Annotated in this window: 13 protein-coding genes and 2 pseudogenes; 3 read left to right on the top strand and 12 right to left on the bottom strand. The window is 72.5% G+C overall.

Features of this window, described 5'->3' with window-relative positions:
• Window positions 1-35: 35 nt before the first annotated feature.
• Both MUN78_RS05955 and MUN78_RS05950 read right to left on the bottom strand, forming a co-directional pair.
• Window positions 36-1,541, bottom strand: a complete 1,506-nt coding sequence (locus MUN78_RS05955) for an RsmB/NOP family class I SAM-dependent RNA methyltransferase (protein ID WP_429952302.1) — start codon at window positions 1,539-1,541, stop codon at window positions 36-38.
• Window positions 1,502-2,476, bottom strand: coding sequence for a methionyl-tRNA formyltransferase (locus MUN78_RS05950; protein WP_244729442.1), 975 nt, complete (start codon window positions 2,474-2,476; stop codon window positions 1,502-1,504). Before MUN78_RS05950 ends, MUN78_RS05955 begins: the two co-directional genes overlap by 40 nt.
• Window positions 2,477-2,665: 189 nt before the next feature.
• Here MUN78_RS05950 and trpB point away from each other — a divergent pair, with 189 nt between their 5' ends.
• Window positions 2,666-3,892 carry a tryptophan synthase subunit beta gene (gene trpB, locus MUN78_RS05945; RefSeq protein ID WP_244729441.1) on the top strand — a complete coding sequence of 409 codons (1,227 nt, stop codon included), beginning with the start codon at window positions 2,666-2,668 and terminating at the stop codon, window positions 3,890-3,892.
• On the opposite strand, the gene MUN78_RS05940 is transcribed toward trpB, so the two are convergent.
• The 4 genes from MUN78_RS05940 to MUN78_RS05925 all read right to left on the bottom strand — a co-directional run bounded on the left by MUN78_RS05940 (window position 3,889) and on the right by MUN78_RS05925 (window position 8,353).
• On the bottom strand, window positions 3,889-6,033 hold the full coding sequence (locus MUN78_RS05940) for a primosomal protein N' family DNA-binding protein (RefSeq protein ID WP_244729439.1): 2,145 nt from the start codon (window positions 6,031-6,033) through the stop codon (window positions 3,889-3,891). The two genes, trpB and MUN78_RS05940, sit on opposite strands and share 4 nt — an antisense overlap.
• Window positions 6,034-6,035: 2 nt before the next feature.
• Entirely contained in the window at window positions 6,036-7,229 is a 1,194-nt protein-coding gene (gene metK / locus MUN78_RS05935) for a methionine adenosyltransferase (protein ID WP_244729437.1), read from the bottom strand.
• A gap of 127 nt (window positions 7,230-7,356) precedes the next feature.
• Window positions 7,357-7,647 carry a DNA-directed RNA polymerase subunit omega gene (rpoZ, locus tag MUN78_RS05930; RefSeq protein ID WP_244729435.1) on the bottom strand — a complete coding sequence of 97 codons (291 nt, stop codon included), beginning with the start codon at window positions 7,645-7,647 and terminating at the stop codon, window positions 7,357-7,359.
• A gap of 61 nt (window positions 7,648-7,708) precedes the next feature.
• Window positions 7,709-8,353 (bottom strand): DUF8185 domain-containing protein, encoded by a 645-nt coding sequence (locus MUN78_RS05925; protein ID WP_244693598.1) that lies wholly within the window; start codon window positions 8,351-8,353, stop codon window positions 7,709-7,711.
• A gap of 96 nt (window positions 8,354-8,449) precedes the next feature.
• Here MUN78_RS05925 and MUN78_RS05920 point away from each other — a divergent pair, with 96 nt between their 5' ends.
• Window positions 8,450-9,313, top strand: a complete 864-nt coding sequence (locus MUN78_RS05920) for an acyl-CoA thioesterase (protein ID WP_244693597.1) — start codon at window positions 8,450-8,452, stop codon at window positions 9,311-9,313.
• Window positions 9,314-9,363: 50 nt separating this feature from the next.
• Here MUN78_RS05920 and MUN78_RS05915 read toward each other — a convergent pair whose 3' ends face one another.
• From MUN78_RS05915 to MUN78_RS05905, 3 genes are all read right to left on the bottom strand, one after another.
• Window positions 9,364-9,831 (bottom strand): acyl-CoA thioesterase, encoded by a 468-nt coding sequence (locus MUN78_RS05915; protein ID WP_244693596.1) that lies wholly within the window; start codon window positions 9,829-9,831, stop codon window positions 9,364-9,366.
• Between the two features lie 10 nt (window positions 9,832-9,841).
• Entirely contained in the window at window positions 9,842-11,524 is a 1,683-nt protein-coding gene (gene ettA / locus MUN78_RS05910) for an energy-dependent translational throttle protein EttA (RefSeq protein WP_244693595.1), read from the bottom strand.
• 75 nt (window positions 11,525-11,599) lie between these two features.
• Entirely contained in the window at window positions 11,600-12,091 is a 492-nt protein-coding gene (locus tag MUN78_RS05905) for a DUF6993 domain-containing protein (protein ID WP_244729433.1), read from the bottom strand.
• A 321-nt stretch (window positions 12,092-12,412) separates the two neighbouring features.
• Here MUN78_RS05905 and ssb point away from each other — a divergent pair, with 321 nt between their 5' ends.
• Window positions 12,413-12,916, top strand: coding sequence for a single-stranded DNA-binding protein (ssb, locus tag MUN78_RS05900; RefSeq protein WP_244729431.1), 504 nt, complete (start codon window positions 12,413-12,415; stop codon window positions 12,914-12,916).
• 78 nt (window positions 12,917-12,994) lie between these two features.
• Here ssb and msrA read toward each other — a convergent pair whose 3' ends face one another.
• The 3 genes and pseudogenes from msrA to dnaE all read right to left on the bottom strand — a co-directional run bounded on the left by msrA (window position 12,995) and on the right by dnaE (window position 18,024).
• Window positions 12,995-13,504 carry a peptide-methionine (S)-S-oxide reductase MsrA gene (gene msrA, locus MUN78_RS05895; RefSeq protein ID WP_255821015.1) on the bottom strand — a complete coding sequence of 170 codons (510 nt, stop codon included), beginning with the start codon at window positions 13,502-13,504 and terminating at the stop codon, window positions 12,995-12,997.
• A gap of 144 nt (window positions 13,505-13,648) precedes the next feature.
• Window positions 13,649-14,470: pseudogene (gene nadE, locus MUN78_RS05890) on the bottom strand (NAD(+) synthase); the annotation flags it as partial.
• A 33-nt stretch (window positions 14,471-14,503) separates the two neighbouring features.
• Window positions 14,504-18,024, bottom strand: a pseudogene (dnaE, locus tag MUN78_RS05885) (DNA polymerase III subunit alpha).
• Between the last annotated feature and the right edge of the window lie 68 nt (window positions 18,025-18,092).

The following is an 18,092-nucleotide window of genomic DNA, read 5'->3' as shown; positions in this document are numbered from 1 at the left end:
TAGGCGCAGCCGCCGACATCCGCGAGCGCCGCCGCTCAGGCCGCCCGGGTGAGCAGGGCGATGAACATCGCGTCGGTGCCGTGCCGGTGCGGCCAGAGCTGCGCGGCTCCCGGCCCCTCGGGCAGGTCGAGCGGTCCGCGGGCGATCCCCTGCAGCACCGCCCGGGCGTCGAGCTCCTCGAGCGCCGGGCGCCGCCGCCGCAGGCGCTCGACCGCGACCCGAGTCTCCGCGAGGTGCGGCGAGCAGGTGACGTAGGCCAGCAATCCGCCCGGGGCGAGATGCGCGACCGCCGCGTCGAGGAGCTCCCCCTGCAGCGCGGTGAGCTCCGGCAGGTCCGCGGGACGCTTCCGCCAGCGCGCTTCGGGGCGCCGCCGGAGCGCTCCGAGCCCCGAGCACGGCGCGTCGACGAGGATGCGGTCGAAACGGGCGTCGTCGCCGCCGAAGGCCGCCGCCTCCCGCCCGTCGTGCGACACCACCTCGACCGCCTCGGCGACGCCGGTGACCGATCGCCGCACGAGCTCGGCGCGGTGCGCGGAAACCTCGTTCGCGCGCAGCCGCGCCCCTGCGGCGAGCGCCTCGGCGCCGAGCACGGCGGTCTTGCCCCCCGGGCCGGCGCAGAGATCGAGCCAGCGTTCCCCCGCTGCGGCCTCGCGCGCCCGTGCGAGGGCGAGCGCTGCGAGCTGCGAGCCCTGGTCCTGGACGCGCGCGAAGCCGTGGGCCGCGCCGCTGCGCGCGATCGCGCGCGCCGGGTCCCCGCCCGAGAGCTCGAGCCCGATCGGCGACGGGCCGACGACCGCGAGCGACTCCTCGCGCGCGGCGACCTCCTCGGGCTCGATGCCGGCGCCCGGGAGCAGCGCGAGGCTCACCCGCGGCGCATCGTTGTCGGCGCCGAGCAGCGCTTCGAGCTCGTCGGCGCGCCCCTCCGCCCGCAGCGCGTCGCGCAGGGCGCGCAGCACCCAGCCCGGGTGGGAGCTCCGCGCCGCGAGCGCGTCGTCCGCGGTGCGCGCCTCGGCGTCGATGCGCGCGTCCCACGCCGCATCCGTCTCCCGTCCGATCGCGCGCAGCACGCCGTTGACGAAGCCGGCCGCCGAGGCATTGGCGACGCGGCGCTGGAGTTCGACGCTCTCGTTGACGGCGGCGTGCGACGCCGTCCGCATGCCGAGCAGCTGATGGACGCCGAGGCGGAGCACGTTCCTCGTGCGGGGGTCGATGCGGTCGATCGGGCGCTCCGCGGCGAGCTCGATGATGCGATCGTAGCGTCCCCGCCAGCGCAGCGCGCCCGCGGCGAGCTCCGTCGCGAGCGCGGCGTCCCGCGCCGCGAGCCCGGCGTCCCCGATGCGGGCGGACAGGGCGAGGTTGGCGTAGGCGTCGCGCTCCTCCACGTCGCGCAGCACGTCGTAGGCGACGAGGCGCGCCGCGGAGATGCGCGCGCGAGGCGCGCCGCCGCGGGGAGCGCCGCCGCGAGAGGCGCCGCCGCGAGGACCTCGTGCGCCCGCGCCGCTCACGCGAGCACCGCCTTCCCGCCGCGGCCCCGCAACCATGCGGCGCCGTCCATCGCCGGCTTGCCCGCGGGCTGCACCCGCACGAGCTCGAGCGCCGTGCGCGCCGTGCCGTCGGCGCCGCCGAGCCGCAGGATCGCCGCGCCGTGCTCGAGGGTGACCGTCCCCGCCGGGTCCGCCACGCCCTCGACCGGCGCCCCGGCGGGCCCCTCGGCGTCGGGGGTGCTGTCGGGTGCCGCGGCGAGCGCGTGCAGCTTCAGCGGAGCCCCGTCGTGGAGCACGTAGGCACCCGGTTCGGGCGTCACCCCGGCCCAGTGGGCGAGCACTTCGTCCGCGGAGCGGGCGAGATCGATCCTGCCGTCCTCCCGCGCCAGCTTGTGCGCATAGCTCGCCTCGCCGTCCTGGGGCTCCCCCGCCGCGGGGTCGGCGGCGAGCGCTTCGACGGCGGCGAGGAGCGCGGAGGTCCCCGAATCCGCGAGCGCGGCGAGCGCCTCCCCCGCGGACGTGCCGCGCGGGAACTCTCGCGCGTCGCGGCTGAGCACGTCCCCGGCGTCGAGCGCGGCGACGAGCCGGAAGACCGTCACGCCGAGCCGCTGCTCGCCCGCCTGGAGCGCGCGCTGCACCGGCGCCGCTCCCCGCCACCGCGGCAGCTCCGAGAAGTGCAGGTTGATCCATCCGAGGACCGGCGCCGAGAGCAGCGGCTCGCGGACCAGCCCGCCGTACGCGACGACGACCCCGAGATCGGGGGCGAGGCCCCGCACCCACTCCGTGGCGGCAGCGTCGAGCCGGTTCGCCTTGAGCGTCGGAATCCCGAGCTCGGCGGCGGCGGTCGCGACCGGCGACGGCGTGGTCACCCGCTTGCGCCCGAGCGGTGCGTCCTCGCGGGTGACCGCGCCGACGACCTCGTGCCCCGCGCGGACGAGGGCGTGCAGACTGGGGACGGCGACCTCCGGGGTCCCGGCGAAGACGATGCGCATCCCCCCATTCTCGCACCGCGGCAGGGTCCGCGGATCCTGCTACACTCGCCGCATGCACGTTGCGCGCGAGTGGTGGATCGCCTGAGGGCGGTCCCCCGTACGCAGCTGCATGCACCCGGCACCGCGCTCCTCGCGAGACGGTGCCGTTTGTCGTCTCCGAGTGGCGCAACGAAGCAAAGGACCACTGCATTGACCCAGATCGATTCCCCCTCCGTCTACCGCGCCGATGAGGCCGGCTTCTTCGGCGAGTTCGGCGGCGCCGCGCTGCCGCCCTTCCTCGCCGCTCCGATCGCCGAGGTCGCCGCCGCCTACGCGGAGGCCTCGCAGGATCCTGGCTATCTCGAGGAGCTGCAGGCCCTGCTCGCGAAGTACGTCGGCCGGCCCTCGCTGCTCTACTTCGCGGAGAACCTGACCCGGCGCCTCGGCGGTGCGAAGGTGTACCTCAAGCGCGAGGACCTCAACCACACCGGCGCCCACAAGATCAACCACTGTCTCGGCGAGGCGCTGCTCGCCAAGCGCATGGGCAAGACGAAGCTCATCGCCGAGACCGGCGCCGGCCAGCACGGCGTCGCCCTCGCGACGGCGGCGGCGCTGCTCGGGCTCGAGTGCGAGATCCACATGGGAGCCATCGACGTCGCGAAGCAGCACCCGAACGTCGTGCGCATGGAGCTGCTCGGCGCGAAGGTCGTCTCCGTCGACGCGGGAGGACGTTCCCTCAAGGAGGCCGTGGACTCCGCCTTCGGCGTCTACGCGGCCGCGCCCGAGGAGTACTTCTTCGCGATCGGCTCGGTCGTGGGACCGCACCCCTACCCCTCGATGGTGCGCGACTTCCAGTCCGTCGTCGGTCGCGAGGCGCGCGCGCAGATCCTCGAGGCGGAGGGACGGCTGCCCGACGCGCTCGTCGCCTGCGTCGGCGGAGGCTCGAACGCGATGGGCCTCTTCGACGCGTTCCTGCCCGACGAGGACGTCCGCATCATCGGCGTCGAGCCCGCCGGCGAGGGCCTGGACACCGATCGCCACGCGGCGACGATGACGCTCGGCGTGCCCGGCATGATCCACGGCATGCAGACGAAGGTGCTGCTCGGCTCCGACGGGGAGCCGGCGCCGGTGCACTCCATCGGCTCGGGGATCGACTACCCCGGCGTCGGGCCACAGCACGCGCACCTCGAGCAGATCGGGCGCGCCGAGTACGTCACCGTCACCGACGCCGAGGCGCTCGACGCGTTCCAGCTCCTCACCCGCGCCGAGGGCATCATCCCCGCGCTCGAGTCGTCGCACGCGCTCGCGCACGTCGCGAAGCTCGCGCCGACGCTGCCGAGCGACGCCGTGATCATCGCGAACCTGTCGGGCCGCGGCGACAAGGACGTCGATTTCGTCGCCGACCGGCTCCGCTCCGGAGCACCCGCGACCGTCTAGCCGTCGAAGACGCCGCGGTCGTCGAAGCGGAGTCGCAGCGCCTCGGGCCGTGCCCGGCCCGGGGCGCGGCCGCGCGTCCGGGACGCGGATCCCGCGGCGTCGGCGACGAGCGCGCCGCGCAGGCGCCTGGCGACCTCGGCACCCTGCCCGTAGTCGAAGCGGACGATCGCGCGGACGAGCCCGTGCGGCGTCTTCGCGGCTCCGCCCGCGGGGATCGCGGTGGGCCCGAGGTGGTCCACGCCGGGGAGCTGCGCGAGCGCCGCGAGCGCGCGGTCGACCTCCTCGGCGCCGCCGCTGACGCTCGCGACGCGCACGGCCGGCGGGTAGCGCAGGGCGTGCCGGTCGCGGAGCTCCCCGTGCAGCCACTCCTCGACGCGCCCCGTCACGAAGGCGCGGACGACGGGACCGCCGCCGGCCGCCATGAGGCACACCCCGTCCTCCGCGACGAGCGCCGCGGCGTTCTCCCACCACCGCAGGCAGTCCTCACCGGCGCGCAGGGTCTCGAGTCCGAGCAGCCGGTCGGCGTCGAGGAGCACGACGGCGCGGTAGCCGCCCGCGGCGAGCGGCTCGGCGCCGCGCGTCGCGACGACGAGCGCCGGTCGTCCGTCGACGCGCTCCCGCGGGTGCTCGCCGTCGCTGAGGAGCACCCGCGCTCCCGCGAACTGCCGTTCGAACTGCTCGACGGTGCGGGCCGAGCCCATGCCGCGCTCCTCGAGGCGCCGCCCATCGCAGCCGCCGCAGCGCCAGCCGGCGGCGTACTCGCCGCACCAGCGGCAGGAGGCGCGCCCGACGGTGCGGAAGCCGATCGGCCCGCCGCAGGCGCGGCACCGGGCGAGCTCACCGCACTCGCCGCACACGGCCACCGGAGCGTAGCCGGGCGTGGCGACCTGCACGAGCACCGGTCCCTCCCGCAGCGCGCCGCGGATCGTGCGGGCCGCGAACTCGGGCACGCGGCCCGCGAAGACGTCAGGGGTCATCGCGGCATCGGCGTGGCGGATGACCGCGCGCCGCGGCGGATTGCGCTGCGCGCGCACGTAGCCGAGATCGACGAGCCGCTGCACCTCCGCGCTGCGCGCGTGCGCGGCGAAGAAGAGCCCCGCGCCCGACTGCTCGGCCCGCACGAGCGCGGCGTCGCGCGCGTGCACGTACGGGGCGAGCGGCTCCGCGAGCACCGGATCGCCGTCGTCCCAGAGCAGGATCGCGCCGAGCGCGTGCGCCGGCGCGTACACGGCGGAGCGGTTGCCGAGCACGATCCGCGGCTGCGCGTCGAGCGCGCGGAGGAACCCGGCGTATCGCTCGGCGCCCGACTGCCGCGCATCGACGCGGACGACCGCGTCGCCCGCGCCCAGGGCGTCGAGGGCGTCGCGGAGCTGGTCGAGGTCGCGGTAGTCCGGGGCGACGAGGATCGCGCTGCGGCCGAGCGCGTGCACCGCGAGCGCGACCCTGGCGAGCTGCGCGGCCCAGCCGCCCACCCACTCCCCCGTGTGGAGCCGTTCGGGGCCGTGCGAGGCCGTGAGCGCGAGCCGCTCGCCCGCGACGAGCGCCGCGGCGACGGCGGCCTCGGCCGGAGGCGCGGCTGCCCCGGCCGCCGCATCCGACCCCCCGGGCTCCGCGGCAGCCGACTCCGAGGCAGCCGACTCCGCGGCTGGCACCTCCTCCGGCGCCTCCGCGGCGGATCCCGCTTCCGCGACGCCCCCGGGCTCCGATCCCGCGGCGATCGCGTCCTCCGGCGTCTCCGAGGCCGCCAGGTGCCGCTTCTCGACGCGGATCTGCCGACTCGGGATCGCGAGCCGCAGGATGTCGCCCGCGGAGCCCCCCGCGCGGTCCGCCACGGCGCGGGCGAGCCGCCAGATCTCCGGCTGCAGCACGGGAACGGGGCCGACGATGTCGGCGATCGGGGAGAGCTCGCCGCCGAACTCGCTGCGCTCGGCGAAGCCGACGACGTAGCCGAAGCTCTTCCGCTCGCGAGAGCGGAACGGCACCCGCACCCGCTGCCCGACCCGGAGCTCCGCCGCGAGCGACGGCGGCACGGCGTAATCGAACAGGTGGTCGAGCTGGGGCAGCGCGGAATCCAGCAGCACCTGCGCGACCGGGCGGTCCCCCGGAGCCTCCGCGCGCTCCGCCGCCGAGGCCGGAGCCACCGCTAGACCCCCGCGGCGGCCCGCAGCTCGGCGATGCGCGGCGTCGCCTCCCAGGTGAACTCGGGGAGCTCGCGGCCAAAGTGGCCGTAGGCGCTCGTGCGCGCGTAGATCGGGCGGATCAGCTCGAGATCGCGGATGATCGCGAGGGGGCGCAGATCGAAGACCTCGCGCACCGCACGCTCGATGCGCTCGACCGGCACGGTCTCCGTGCCGAAGGTCTCCACGTAGAGGCCGACGGGATGGGCCCGGCCGATCGCGTACGCGACCTGCAGCTCGGCGCGACGGGCGAGCCCCGCCCGCACGACGTGCTTGGCGACCCAGCGCATCGCGTACGCCGCCGAGCGGTCGACCTTGGAGGGATCCTTGCCGCTGAAGGCGCCGCCGCCGTGCCGGCTCCACCCGCCGTAGGTGTCGATGATGATCTTGCGCCCGGTGAGCCCGGCGTCGCCCATGGGGCCGCCGACGACGAACGGGCCGGCGGGGTTGATGATGAGTTCGGCACCGCCGCTCGGAAGCTCCACGCGGTCGAGCACCGGGCGGATGACCTCGCGCGCGACGGCCTCCTGCAGGGCGGGCAGCGCGAGGTCAGCGTGGTGCTGGGTCGAGACAACGACGGCCTCGATCGACGCCGCACGGTCCCCGTCGTAGCCCACCGTGACCTGGGTCTTGCCGTCGGGGCGGAGCTCGGGGAGGATGCCGGCCTTGCGCACCTCGGTGAGCCGCTCCGCGAGCCGGTGCGCGATCCAGCTCGGCAGCGGGTGCAGCTCGGGGGTCTCGTCCGTCGCGAAGCCGAACATGATGCCCTGGTCCCCGGCGCCCTGCCGGTTCAGCTCGTCGTCCGCGTCCTCGCCGCTGCGCACCTCGAGGGACGCGTCCACGCCGCCGGCGATGTCGGGCGACTGCTGTCCGATCGACACGGACACGCCGCACGAGGCGGCGTCGAAGCCCATCTCGGAGCTCGTGTAGCCGATCTCACGCACGGCATCGCGCACGAGCTGCGGGATCTCGACGTACCCCGAGGTCGAGACCTCGCCGGCGACGTGGACGAGTCCCGTGGTCACGAGGGTCTCGACGGCCACCCTGGCGCCCGGATCCTGCGCGATCATCGCGTCGAGGATCGTGTCGGAGATGCGGTCGCAGATCTTGTCCGGGTGCCCCTCGGTGACCGATTCCGAGGTGAACTGGCGCAGCGGCACGTGGGCTCCTAGCGTCTGGCGGGCGATGATGGGCGCGGGATCGGGCGCGGCCGGAAACGGGCGGTGGCGCCGGATCCCCATTCAGGGTATCCGACGCCACCGTCGTCGCCGCGCGCGCAGCGGAAGATTACGCGGCCTCCGTGGCGGGGACCTCCTCCGCGGCGGCCTCGGCCCGCGGGGTCATCGTGAGCTTGCCCTCGACGATCTCGTGCAGCGCGATCGACAGCGGCTTGTCGTCCACCGACGAGTCGACGAGCGGTCCCACGTTGTCGAACAGGTTCCCGTCGTGCAGATCCGTGTAGTAATCGTTGATCTGGCGGGCGCGCTGCGACGCGAAAACCACCAGAGCGTACTTCGAATCCACCTTCTCGAGCAGGTCGTCGATGGGCGGATCGATGATGCCGTTGGGGTTGGCCATGTACACACTCCTCTTGTAGACCTCACCATTCTACCGGAGGTGCGGCGATCCCGCGCACCGCTCACCCGAGCAGCGAGCGCACGAGCACGTGGCCGCGACGCGCCGAGAGCCGCGTCCACGTCACCGAGCGCGACAGCGCGACGCGCTCCTCGTCGCGGAGGAAGCCCATGACCTCCGCGGCGAAGGCCGCCGCCGCCGGGACGCCCGGCGCGATCTGCGCGCCCCAGACCGAGGCGCGCACCCGCTGCACGACCGCCTCTCCCGGCTCCTCGGGCAGCAGGGCCGCGACGCGCCCGATGCCCTCGTCCGCGACCCTCCGCAGGGAGGGCGCGTCGAGGGCGCCGGCCGCGTCCCAGCCGGAGACGGGGGGCAGCACGCCCGACCACGCGGCCATCGCGGTCACCTCGGGGAGCTCGAGCGCGAGTCCGACGATCCCGAGACGGGCGATGCGATCGAGCAGCGCGCGCACCGCGACCGTCGAGTCGATCGGCACGGGGGCCTCGGCGAGCGCGAAGGCGCGCATCACGAGCACGACGGGCACGGGGTCCGTGAGCCCGCGCGGCGCCTGCGTGCAGCCGTACACGGCGAGCGCCCGGCCGCGCGATGTCACGCGCACCTCGGGCTGCCCGGCCCGGCCGAGTCGTTCGAGGAAGATCCTGAGGTCGTCGCGGGTCGCGTGGTCCTCGAGCAGCACGGTGTCAGCCATCGCGCCCAGCCTAGCGCCAGCGACGGCCCTAGACTGGCGGTACCCGTCCGCACCGCGTCCCGGGTGCGGCACCGACGCCGAGCAGGAGACCCTTCCATGACCGATGCCCCGTCGCTCCTCGATATGCTCACCGTGCTCGATTCCGGCGCGCGCACCCGCGAGGACATCCTCACGGGGCCGCCGATGCCCACCCCGCACGGCCGCTCCTTCGGCGGCCAGGTGCTCGGACAGGCGCTCGCCGCGGCCGGCACGACCGTGCCGGCCGATCGCCCCATCCACTCGATGCACGGGTACTTCATCCGCCCGGGCGCGAGCGACCTGGGCATGACCTTCGAGGTGGACCGGCTGCACGACGGCCGTTCCTTCTCCACGCGGCGCGTGCAGGCCTACCAGGAGGGCAGCGTGCTGATGTCGCTCATCGCCTCCTTCCAGGAGGACGCTGCGGGGCTCGAGCATCAGGAGCGCATCGAGGTCGCGGACCTGCCCGACCCCGAATCGCTGCCGTCCGTCTGGCAGCGCTACGGGCACCTCGCGGGCGACGGCGGAGCCTCCTGGGTGCTCAACCGGCCATTCGACTTCCGCTACCTCGAGTCGGACATCATCCTCGAGGTGCCGGAACGCACGAACCGGCAGCGCGTGTGGATGCGCAGCCGCGACCCGCTCCGGGGCGACGCGATGCTGCACGCCGCGGCGCTCGCCTTCGGCAGCGACTACCTGCTCCTCGAGCCGGTGGCGCGGCGGCACGGGATCCCCTGGGCCACGCCGGGGATGCGCGGGGCGAGCCTCGACCACGCGATGTGGTTCCACCGCCCCTTCCGCGTGGACGAGTGGCTGCTCTACGAGCTCGACTCGCCCACGGCGCAGGGCGGGCGCGGACTCGCCCACGGCCGCTTCTACGATCGCGACGGAGCGCTCGTGGCGAGCGTCGCCCAGGAGAGCATGCTCCGGCTCCCCCAGTAACCCGGGGCGAGACGCCGCAGGCGCCGGCGCGGCGCCCGCAGGCGCCGGCGTCAGCCGTGCCGCATCGGGACCGGCGCGTCGCGCCACGGCTCGACGGCCGCCCGACCCTCGCTCGAGAGCCGGATCGGGCGCAGCGAACGGCCGTCGACGACGACCACGTGCGTGACCGCCCGAGCCACCACGCGCCGCTCCGGCGCGGCCCCGTCGACGATCTCGTAATGCACCTCGAGGCTCGAGCCGCCGAGCCTCCCGATCCAGAGCTCGACCGTCACGGGGCGGTCGCCGTACTCGAGCACGCCGACGAACTCGATCCGCTGACTCGCCACGAGCATCTTCGGGTCCTCGGGCGCGTCGCCGCGGAAGTACCGTTCCATGCCGGCCTCTTCGCGGGTCGCCCCCGTCCAGAAGGTGCGCACGCGCGCCTCCTCGAGGAGGCGCGCGAAAGCCACGTTGTTGACGTGGCCGTAGGCGTCCTGATCGCCCCAGCGGAGCTCGATGTCGACGTGCACGCGTGCCATGCGCGGCCGTTCAGTCGCGGGTGAGCTTGCGGTACGTGACGCGCGACGGCTTCGCCGCGTCGGCCCCGAGCCGCTCGATCTTGTTCGCCTCGTAGGCCTCGAAGTTGCCCTCGAACCAGTACCAGCTCGCGGGGTGCTCCTCGGTCCCCTCGTAGGCGAGGATGTGCGTCGCGATGCGATCGAGGAACCACCGGTCGTGGGTGATGACGACGGCGCAGCCGGGGAACTCGAGCAGGGCGTTCTCGAGGCTCGTCAGCGTCTCCACGTCGAGGTCGTTCGTCGGCTCGTCGAGCAGCAGCAGATTGCCGCCCTGCTTGAGCGTCAGGGCGAGGTTCAGGCGGTTGCGCTCGCCGCCCGAGAGCACGCCGGCGGGCTTCTGCTGGTCCGGGCCCTTGAAGCCGAAGGTCGACACGTAGGCGCGCGAGGGGATCTCGGTCTTGCCGACCTGGATGTAGTCAAGCCCGTCTGAGACCACCTCCCAGACCGTCTTCTTCGGATCGATGCCGCCGCGGGTCTGATCGACGTAGCTCAGCTGAACCGTCTCGCCGATCTTCAGCTCGCCGCCGTCGAGCGGCTCGATGCCGACGATCGTCTTGAACAGCGTCGTCTTGCCGACGCCGTTCGGGCCGATGATGCCCACGATCCCGTTGCGGGGCAGCGAGAAGGAGAGCCCGTCGATGAGCGTGCGCCCGTCGAAGCCCTTCTGCAGCCCCTTCGCCTCGAGCACGAGGTTGCCGAGGCGCGGTCCTGCGGGGATCTGAATCTCCTCGAAGTCCAGCTTCCGCGTGCGCTCGGCCTCCGCGGCCATCTCCTCGTACCGGGCGAGGCGCGCCTTCGACTTGGCCTGGCGGCCCTTCGTGTTCGAGCGCACCCACTCGAGCTCCTCCTTGAGGCGCTTCTGGAGCTTCTGGTCCTTCTTCCCCTGCACCTCGAGGCGCGCGGCCTTCTGCTCGAGGTAGGTGGAGTAGTTGCCCTCGTAGGGGTAGAGCCTGCCGCGGTCGACCTCGCAGATCCAGGTGGCGACGTGGTCGAGGAAGTAGCGGTCGTGCGTGACGGCCATGACGGCGCCGGGGTACTTCGCGAGGTGCTGCTCGAGCCAGAGCACGCTCTCGGCGTCGAGGTGGTTGGTGGGCTCGTCGAGGAGAAGCAGATCGGGCTTCTCGAGGAGGAGCTTGCAGAGCGCGACGCGGCGCTTCTCGCCGCCGGAGAGATGCTTCACGACGGCGTCGGAGGGCGGGCAGCGCAACGCGTCCATCGCCTGCTCGAGCTGGTTGTCGAGGTCCCAGCCGTCGACCGCGTCGATCGCCTCCTGCAGTTCGCCCATCTCCGGCAGCAGGGTGTCGTAGTCCGCGTCGGGGTTCGCCATCTCCGCGGAGATCTCGTTGAAGCGGTCGAGCTTGCCCTTGATCTCGGCGACGCCCTGCTGCACGTTCTCGAGGACGGTCTGCTCCTCGTCGAGCTCCGGCTCCTGCATGAGGATGCCGACGGAGTAGCCCGGGGTGAGGATCGCCTCGCCGTTCGAGGGCGTGTCGAGGCCCGCCATGATCTTCAGGATCGTCGACTTGCCCGCGCCGTTCGGGCCCACCACGCCGATCTTCGCGCCAGGCAGGAACGCCATGGTCACGTCGTCGAGGATCACCTTGTCGCCGTGCGCCTTGCGCGCGCGGACCATCTGGTAAATGTACTCAGCCATATGCTCTCTCGGGCGCGTCGGCGCCCAGGACTCCCTGCGTCGGACGGATGTTTCGGATCGCCACTACTCTAGCGTTCACCAGTCGATGGCGCGGGTGCTGCCGATCAGGCAGATGTCGCCGTTCGGGCCGAGCGCCGGCTCGTTCTCGGCCGCGAAGCTGCGGTCGGCGGCGACGATCTGGCCGACGAGGCAGTCGGCGCCGATCCGCACCGAGACGAAGATGTTGTCCGCGGGCAGGCCGGTCTTCGATTCGTCGAAGCTCACCTGCATCGCGGCGCGGTCGAAGCCGGCACCGGCGACCGCGTCGACGATCGGCTGCCCCTGCACGGCACCGTCCCCCGCGGCGTAGTCGCGCAGCACCTCCGTGAAGTACGGCAGGTTCTCCTCGGCGGTGCCACCGGGCACGAACTCGGGGGCGACCTCCGGTGCGGCGGGCGCCTCGCGGGTCGGGGTCTCGGGCGTCGGCCCCTCGAGCAGGAAGCAGCCGGTCAGCGTGGTCGACGCGAGTCCGAGCACGAGGGCGCTGAGCGCGAGGCGGCCGGGCTTCGGGGTGATCTGAGAGCGCACCCGATCAGTGTACGCAGTCGGGCTGCGCGGCCGCTGTCGGCGCGCAGGCGACTGCGCGGCGACTGCGCCGCGCAGGCGACTGTGCGGCGGCGCGGCGGGTCGACGCCGCGCCCGCGCTCCGCGTCCGAACTCCGTGCACAGCCCCCGGACGACGGCCGCCCGCCTCGATCCATCCACAGATCCCTCCGGCGCGCCCCGCTCGGCGGGAGCCGGGCGCAGAGTGGAGGGGAGCGGGCGGTCCGGCGACACGCACGGCCCGGGCCGCCCGCTCGGCATCGTCACCGCCCGGGCACCGGCCCGGCAGGCATCGAAGGAGATCCCATGTCCACCGCGCTTAGCATCATCGGCACCGTCGCGACGGAGCCCCGGCTCATCACGACCTCGACCCGCACCGTCTTCTGCTCCTTCCGCGTCGCCAGCAACGACCGCTGGTACGACCGGGAGAAGGCCGAGTGGGTCGACGGTGCCACGAACTGGTTCACGGTCAACGCCTTCCGCACTCTCGCCGAGCACACGCTCAAGTCGGTGCAGATCGGAGACCGCGTCGTGGTCTCCGGCCGGCTGCGCATCCGCAGCTGGGAGACCGACGAGCGCTCCGGCACGACCGCCGAGGTCGAGGCCGACGGCATCGGCCACGATCTGCGCTGGGGCACCTCCGTGTTCACGCGGGACGGCCGCGCCGCGCGCTCGGGGAACCCCGAGGGTTCGGGGAGTTCGGAGAGCCCGGTGCCGGGTGCGGATGCGCGCTCGGCGCCGGGCGAGGAGCCGCCCGCGTCCCCGGAGGATGCCGCCGCGGGCGACGGCTTCGTCCCGGTCGCGGCGTGAGCATCGACCGCCGCGGTCGGGGCCCGGGCACCACGCGCGGATCGCCGCGTCGCCCGGGCAGATCGCCGCGCCGCGGGATCAGCGCAGGTACTCCGCGAAGGCGGCGCGCACCTTGTTCACCTTCGGCACGGCGACCGCCAGGCAGTACCCCTGCGTCGGGTTCTTCGCGAAGAAGTCCTGGTGGTACTCCTCGGCCCGGTAGACCGGGCCGAGCGGCTCGAGGGTCGTCACGATCTCCCCCGGCCACCACTCGGAGGCGCGATCCCTCGCGGCCTCGAAGCGCGCGAGCTGCGCGGGATCGGCCGGGAACATCGCCGAGCGGTACTGGGTGCCGACGTCGTTGCCCTGCCGGTTGAGCTGCGTCGGATCGTGCATGGTGAAGAACGCGTCGAGGATGACCTCCTCGGGGATCACCTCGGGATCGAAGGTCACCGCGACCGCCTCGGCATGACCGGTCGTCCCGGTGCACACCTGCTCGTAGCTCGGGTTCGGCGCACCGCCCCCCGTGTAGCAGGAGACCACCTCGGTCACCCCGCGCAGCTGGCGGTATGCCGCGTCGAGGCACCAGAAGCAGCCGCCCGCGAGCACGTAGCTCGTGGGCCCCTGCTCACGGGGAAGCTCGGCGGCGGGTGACGGTGCGGCGGATACGCCGGCCGGTGCGGGCGCGTCCGACGGGCCCGAGGAGGCGGAGGCCCGGGCTTCCCGGGCCGATCCCGCGGCCCCCGGCCCGGAGCGCCACCAGTCGTCGTCCGGCCCCACGGGCAGGTGGCGCTTGTGCGCCGTCGCGCGGTAGCGGCGCTCCAGGTTCGCAGCGGCCTCGGCCGGCACCTCCTCACCGCGGAGATACGCGTCGATCTCCCCGTAGCTGACGCCGAGGCTCGACTCGTCCGACTGGCCGGGCTGCTCGTCGAGCAGATCCGCCGTCGGGGTCTTCTCCCACAGCCGCGCCGGCGCATCGAGGGCCCTGAGCAGCTCCGCACCCTGGCCCTTCGTGAGCCCGGAGAGCGGCAGCACGTCCGCCGCCCCGTCGCCGAACTTGGTGAAGAATCCCGTGATCGCCTCGGCGGCATGGTCCGTGCCGATGACGAGCAGACCCCGGTCGCCGGCGATCGCGTACTGCGCGATCATGCGCATGCGCGCTTTCACGTTGCCGCGGTTGAAGTCGCTCACCGGCTCGCCGAGCGCCTCGGCGACCGAGGCCGAGATCGCATCGGTCCCCGGAGCGATGTCGACCGCCACCGAGCGGTCGGGGCGGACGAAGGAGAGCGCGAGCTGCGCGTCGTCCTCGTCGCGCTGCACCGCGTACGGGAGCCGCACCGCGATGAACTCCGCTTCGCGCCCCTCGGCGCGCAACCGCTCGACCGCGAGCTGCGCGAGCCGTCCGGCGAGGGAGGAGTCCTGTCCACCGGAGATCCCGAGCACGAAGCCGCGGGCCCCGGGGACCGAGCGCGCGTACTCCGCGAGGAACGACACCCGCCGCTCGACCTCCTCGGGGGCGGAGACGGCCGGCCGGGAGCCGAGCGCACGGACGATCTGCTGCTGGAACTCGCTCATGCCCCACCCTACTCCGCCGTGATTGCCTGGCCGTTACGGAATCGGCGCCCCGACGAGCTCCTCCAACGGCACGAGGCAGCGCGGCCCGAGCAGGCCCTTCAGCTCCCCGAAGAGGTCCGCGGAGATCCGCACCTGCTGGGGCAGCTCGAAGACCCGCACGCTCGTGGCCGTCAGCAGATTGATGCGCACCTCGCTCTCCCCGCGGTGCCGCCCGAGCATGTCCCTGAGGTCCTGCATGAGCGGCTCGGTCGCCCGGCTGTCCGAGAGCGTGAGCATGAGGGTCGAGGCGTCCTCCTGCACCGCCGCGTCGATCGGCTTCACGCCGTAGGCGTGCATGGACATGCCGTCGTCCCTCGCGTTGAGCTTGCCGCGCAGCGCGACGATGGAGTCGGGCTGCAGCAGCGAGCCGAACTCCTGGTAGGACTTCCCCATGAAGAGCGCCTGGATCTCACCCGTGAAGTCCTCGATCGTCACCATTCCGTAGAGATTGCCGGACTTCGCGGTGCGGTGCTGCACGCTCGTCAGCAGCCCCGCGATGGTCACGATCTCGCCGTCCATGACCGAGCTCTGGTCGGGGTGGGTCGCCTGCTCCACCGTCGTGCTGGCCTCCTTCGCGAGCGCGGCGTCGAGTCCGCGCAGCGGGTGGTCGGACACGTAGAGGCCGAGCATCTCCCGCTCGAAGGAGAGCTTGTCCTTCTTCGTCCACTCGGGACGGTCAGGCACCTGCGACACGGCGTCGCCGGGCTCGCCCGAGGCCTCGGCCGCCTCGGCGAACAGGCTGTCGAAATCGAAGCCGACGTTGCCGTTCTCGGCGTCCCGCTTCTCCTTGACCGCGCTCTCGATCGACGGCTCGTGGATCTCGACGAGCGCGCGGCGCGTGCCGCCGAGGCCGTCGAACGCCCCGGCCTTGATGAGCGATTCGACGGTGCGCTTGTTGAGGGCCACGAGCGGCACCTTCTTCAGGAAATCGTGGAAGCTCTCGAAGCTCCCCTTCGACTCGCGCGATTCGCGGATCGCCTCGACGACGTTGGTGCCCACGTTGCGGATCGCGCCGAGGCCGAAGCGAATGTCGTCGCCGACGGCGGAGAAGTTCGCGAACGACTCGTTCACCGCGGGCGGCAGCACCTTGATGCCCATGTGCCGGCACTCGTTGAGGTACAGCGCGAGCTTGTCCTTCGAGTCGCCCACGCTCGTGAGCAGCGCCGCCATGTACTCGGCCGGATAGTGCGCCTTGAGATAGGCGGTCCAGTAGCTGACGACGCCGTAGGCGGCGGAGTGCGCCTTGTTGAACGCGTAGTCGGAGAAGGGCAGCAGGATGTCCCAGAGCGCCTTGACCGCGGCCTCGGAGAACCCGCGCTCCTTCATGCCGCCCGAGAAGCCCGCGTACTGCTTGTCGAGCTCCGACTTCTTCTTCTTGCCCATCGCGCGCCGCAGGATGTCCGCCTGGCCGAGCGAGAAGCCCGCGACCCGCTGGGCGATCGACATCACCTGCTCCTGGTAGATGATGAGGCCGAATGTGGTGTCGAGGATGTCCTTCAGCGGTTCCGCGAGCTCGGGGTGGATCGGCGTGATCTCCTGCAGCCCGTTCTTGCGCAGCGCGTAGTTGGTGTGCGAGTCCGCCCCCATGGGCCCGGGCCGGTAGAGCGCGAGGACGGCCGAGATGTCCTCGAAGTTGTCCGGCTTCATGAGCCGGAGGAGGCCGCGCATGGGCCCGCCGTCGAGCTGGAAGACGCCGAGCGTGTCGCCGCGCGCGAGGAGTTCGTACGAGGCGGCGTCGTCGAGCTCGAGCCGTTCGAGGTCCAGCTCCTCGCCGCGGTTCAGGCGGATGTTCTCGAGCGCGTCGGAGATGATCGTGAGGTTGCGCAGCCCCAGGAAGTCCATCTTGATGAGGCCGAGCCCCTCGCAGGTCGGGTAGTCGAACTGCGTGACGATCTGGCCGTCCTGCTCGCGCTTCTGCAGCGGGATGATGTCGATGAGCGGATCGCTCGACATGATCACGCCGGCCGCGTGCACGCCCCACTGCCGCTTCAGCCCCTCGAGCCCCAGCGCCGTCTCGTAGACGGTCTTCGCATCGGGATCCTCCTGGAGCACGGCGCGGAACTCGGCGGCCTCCTTGTACCGCGCGTGCTCGGGATCGGTGATCCCGGACAGCGGGATGTCCTTCGCCATCACCGCGGGCGGCATCGCCTTCGTGAGCTTCTCCCCCATTCCGAAGGGGAAGCCGAGCACGCGCGAGGAGTCCTTCAGCGCCTGCTTCGACTTGATGGTGCCGTAGGTGACGATCTGGGCGACCCGCTCGTCGCCGTACTTCTCCGTGACGTACTTGATGACCTCGCCGCGACGGCGATCGTCGAAGTCGACGTCGAAGTCCGGCATCGAGACGCGATCGGGGTTCAGGAAGCGCTCGAAGATGAGGCCGTGCTGCAGCGGGTCCAGGTCGGTGATGCGCATGGCGTAGGCGACCATCGAGCCCGCGCCCGAACCGCGCCCCGGCCCGACGCGGATGCCGTTGTCCTTCGACCAGTTGATGAAGTCCGCGACGACGAGGAAGTAGCCGGGGAAGCCCATCTGCGTGATGACGCCGATCTCGTACTCCGCCTGCTTGCGCACCTCGTCGGGGATCCCGTTCGGGTAGCGGTAGTGCAGCCCCTGCTCCACCTCCTTCACGAACCAGCTCGCCTCGCTCTCCCCTCGGGGACGGGGAAGCGCGGCATGTAGTTCGCCGAGGGGTTGAACTCGACGTTGCACCGCTCCGCGATGAGCAGGGTGTTGTCGCACGCCTCCGGGAAGTCGCGGAAGAGGTGCCGCATCTCGGCCGGGCTCTTGAGGTAGTAGCCCGAGCCGTTGAACTGGAACCGGTTCGGATCGTCCAGTCGCGAGCCCGACTGCACGCACAGCAGCGCGGAGTGCGCCTCAGCGTCGGCCTCGTGGACGTAGTGCAGGTCGTTCGTGGCGACGAGCGGGATCGACAGATCCTTCGCGATCTTCAGCAGATCGGACTGCACGCGGCGCTCGATCTCGAGGCCGTGATCCATGAGCTCGCAGAAGAAGTTCTCCCTGCCGAAGATGTCCTGGAACTCGGCCGCCGCGGCGATCGCCTCGTCGTACTGGCCGAGGCGCAGGCGCGTCTGGATCTCGCCCGATGGGCATCCCGTCGTGGTGATGAGCCCCTTGCCGTAGGTCTGGAGCAGTTCGCGGTCCATGCGGGGCTTGAAGTAGTAGCCCTCCATCGACGAGTAGCTCGACAGCCGGAAGAGGTTGTGCATGCCCTCGGTCGTCTCCGAGAGCATCGTCATGTGCGTGTAGGCGCCGGCGCCCGAGACGTCGTCGCCCGCGCCGTCGCCCCAGCGCACCCGGGTGCGATCCGAGCGATGGGTGCCCGGAGTGAGATAGGCCTCGATGCCGATGATCGGGTTCAGCCCGTGGTCCTTGGCCTGGCGCCAGAAGTCGTAGGCGCCGAAGACGTTACCGTGGTCCGTGACCGCGATGGCGGGCATGCCGTGCGATTCGACCGCGTCCATGAGCTGACCGACGCGCGCTGCGCCGTCGAGCATCGAATACTCGCTGTGGACGTGCAGGTGGACGAAGCCGTCTGTGTCGGACACCGATGGAACCCCTTTCG

It is taken from the genome of Leucobacter allii (assembly GCF_022919155.1).
In the GTDB taxonomy this organism is placed as follows: domain Bacteria; phylum Actinomycetota; class Actinomycetes; order Actinomycetales; family Microbacteriaceae; genus Leucobacter; species Leucobacter allii.
This window is presented reverse-complemented; position numbering and strand designations above follow the sequence as displayed.

Bases quoted from the DNA above. Each gene is read 5' to 3' on its own strand.
- MUN78_RS05925 (WP_244693598.1), bottom strand. From the start codon at position 8,353: ATGGCTGACACCGTGCTGCTCGAGGACCACGCGACCCGCGACGACCTC.
- MUN78_RS05920 (WP_244693597.1), top strand. From the start codon at position 8,450: ATGACCGATGCCCCGTCGCTCCTCGATATGCTCACCGTGCTCGATTCC.
- ettA (WP_244693595.1), bottom strand. From the start codon at position 11,524: ATGGCTGAGTACATTTACCAGATGGTCCGCGCGCGCAAGGCGCACGGC.
- MUN78_RS05955 (WP_429952302.1), bottom strand. From the start codon at position 1,541: ATGGTTGCGGGGCCGCGGCGGGAAGGCGGTGCTCGCGTGAGCGGCGCG.
- ssb (WP_244729431.1), top strand. From the start codon at position 12,413: ATGTCCACCGCGCTTAGCATCATCGGCACCGTCGCGACGGAGCCCCGG.
- MUN78_RS05950 (WP_244729442.1), bottom strand. From the start codon at position 2,476: ATGCGCATCGTCTTCGCCGGGACCCCGGAGGTCGCCGTCCCCAGTCTG.
- rpoZ (WP_244729435.1), bottom strand. From the start codon at position 7,647: ATGGCCAACCCCAACGGCATCATCGATCCGCCCATCGACGACCTGCTC.
- MUN78_RS05915 (WP_244693596.1), bottom strand. From the start codon at position 9,831: ATGGCACGCGTGCACGTCGACATCGAGCTCCGCTGGGGCGATCAGGAC.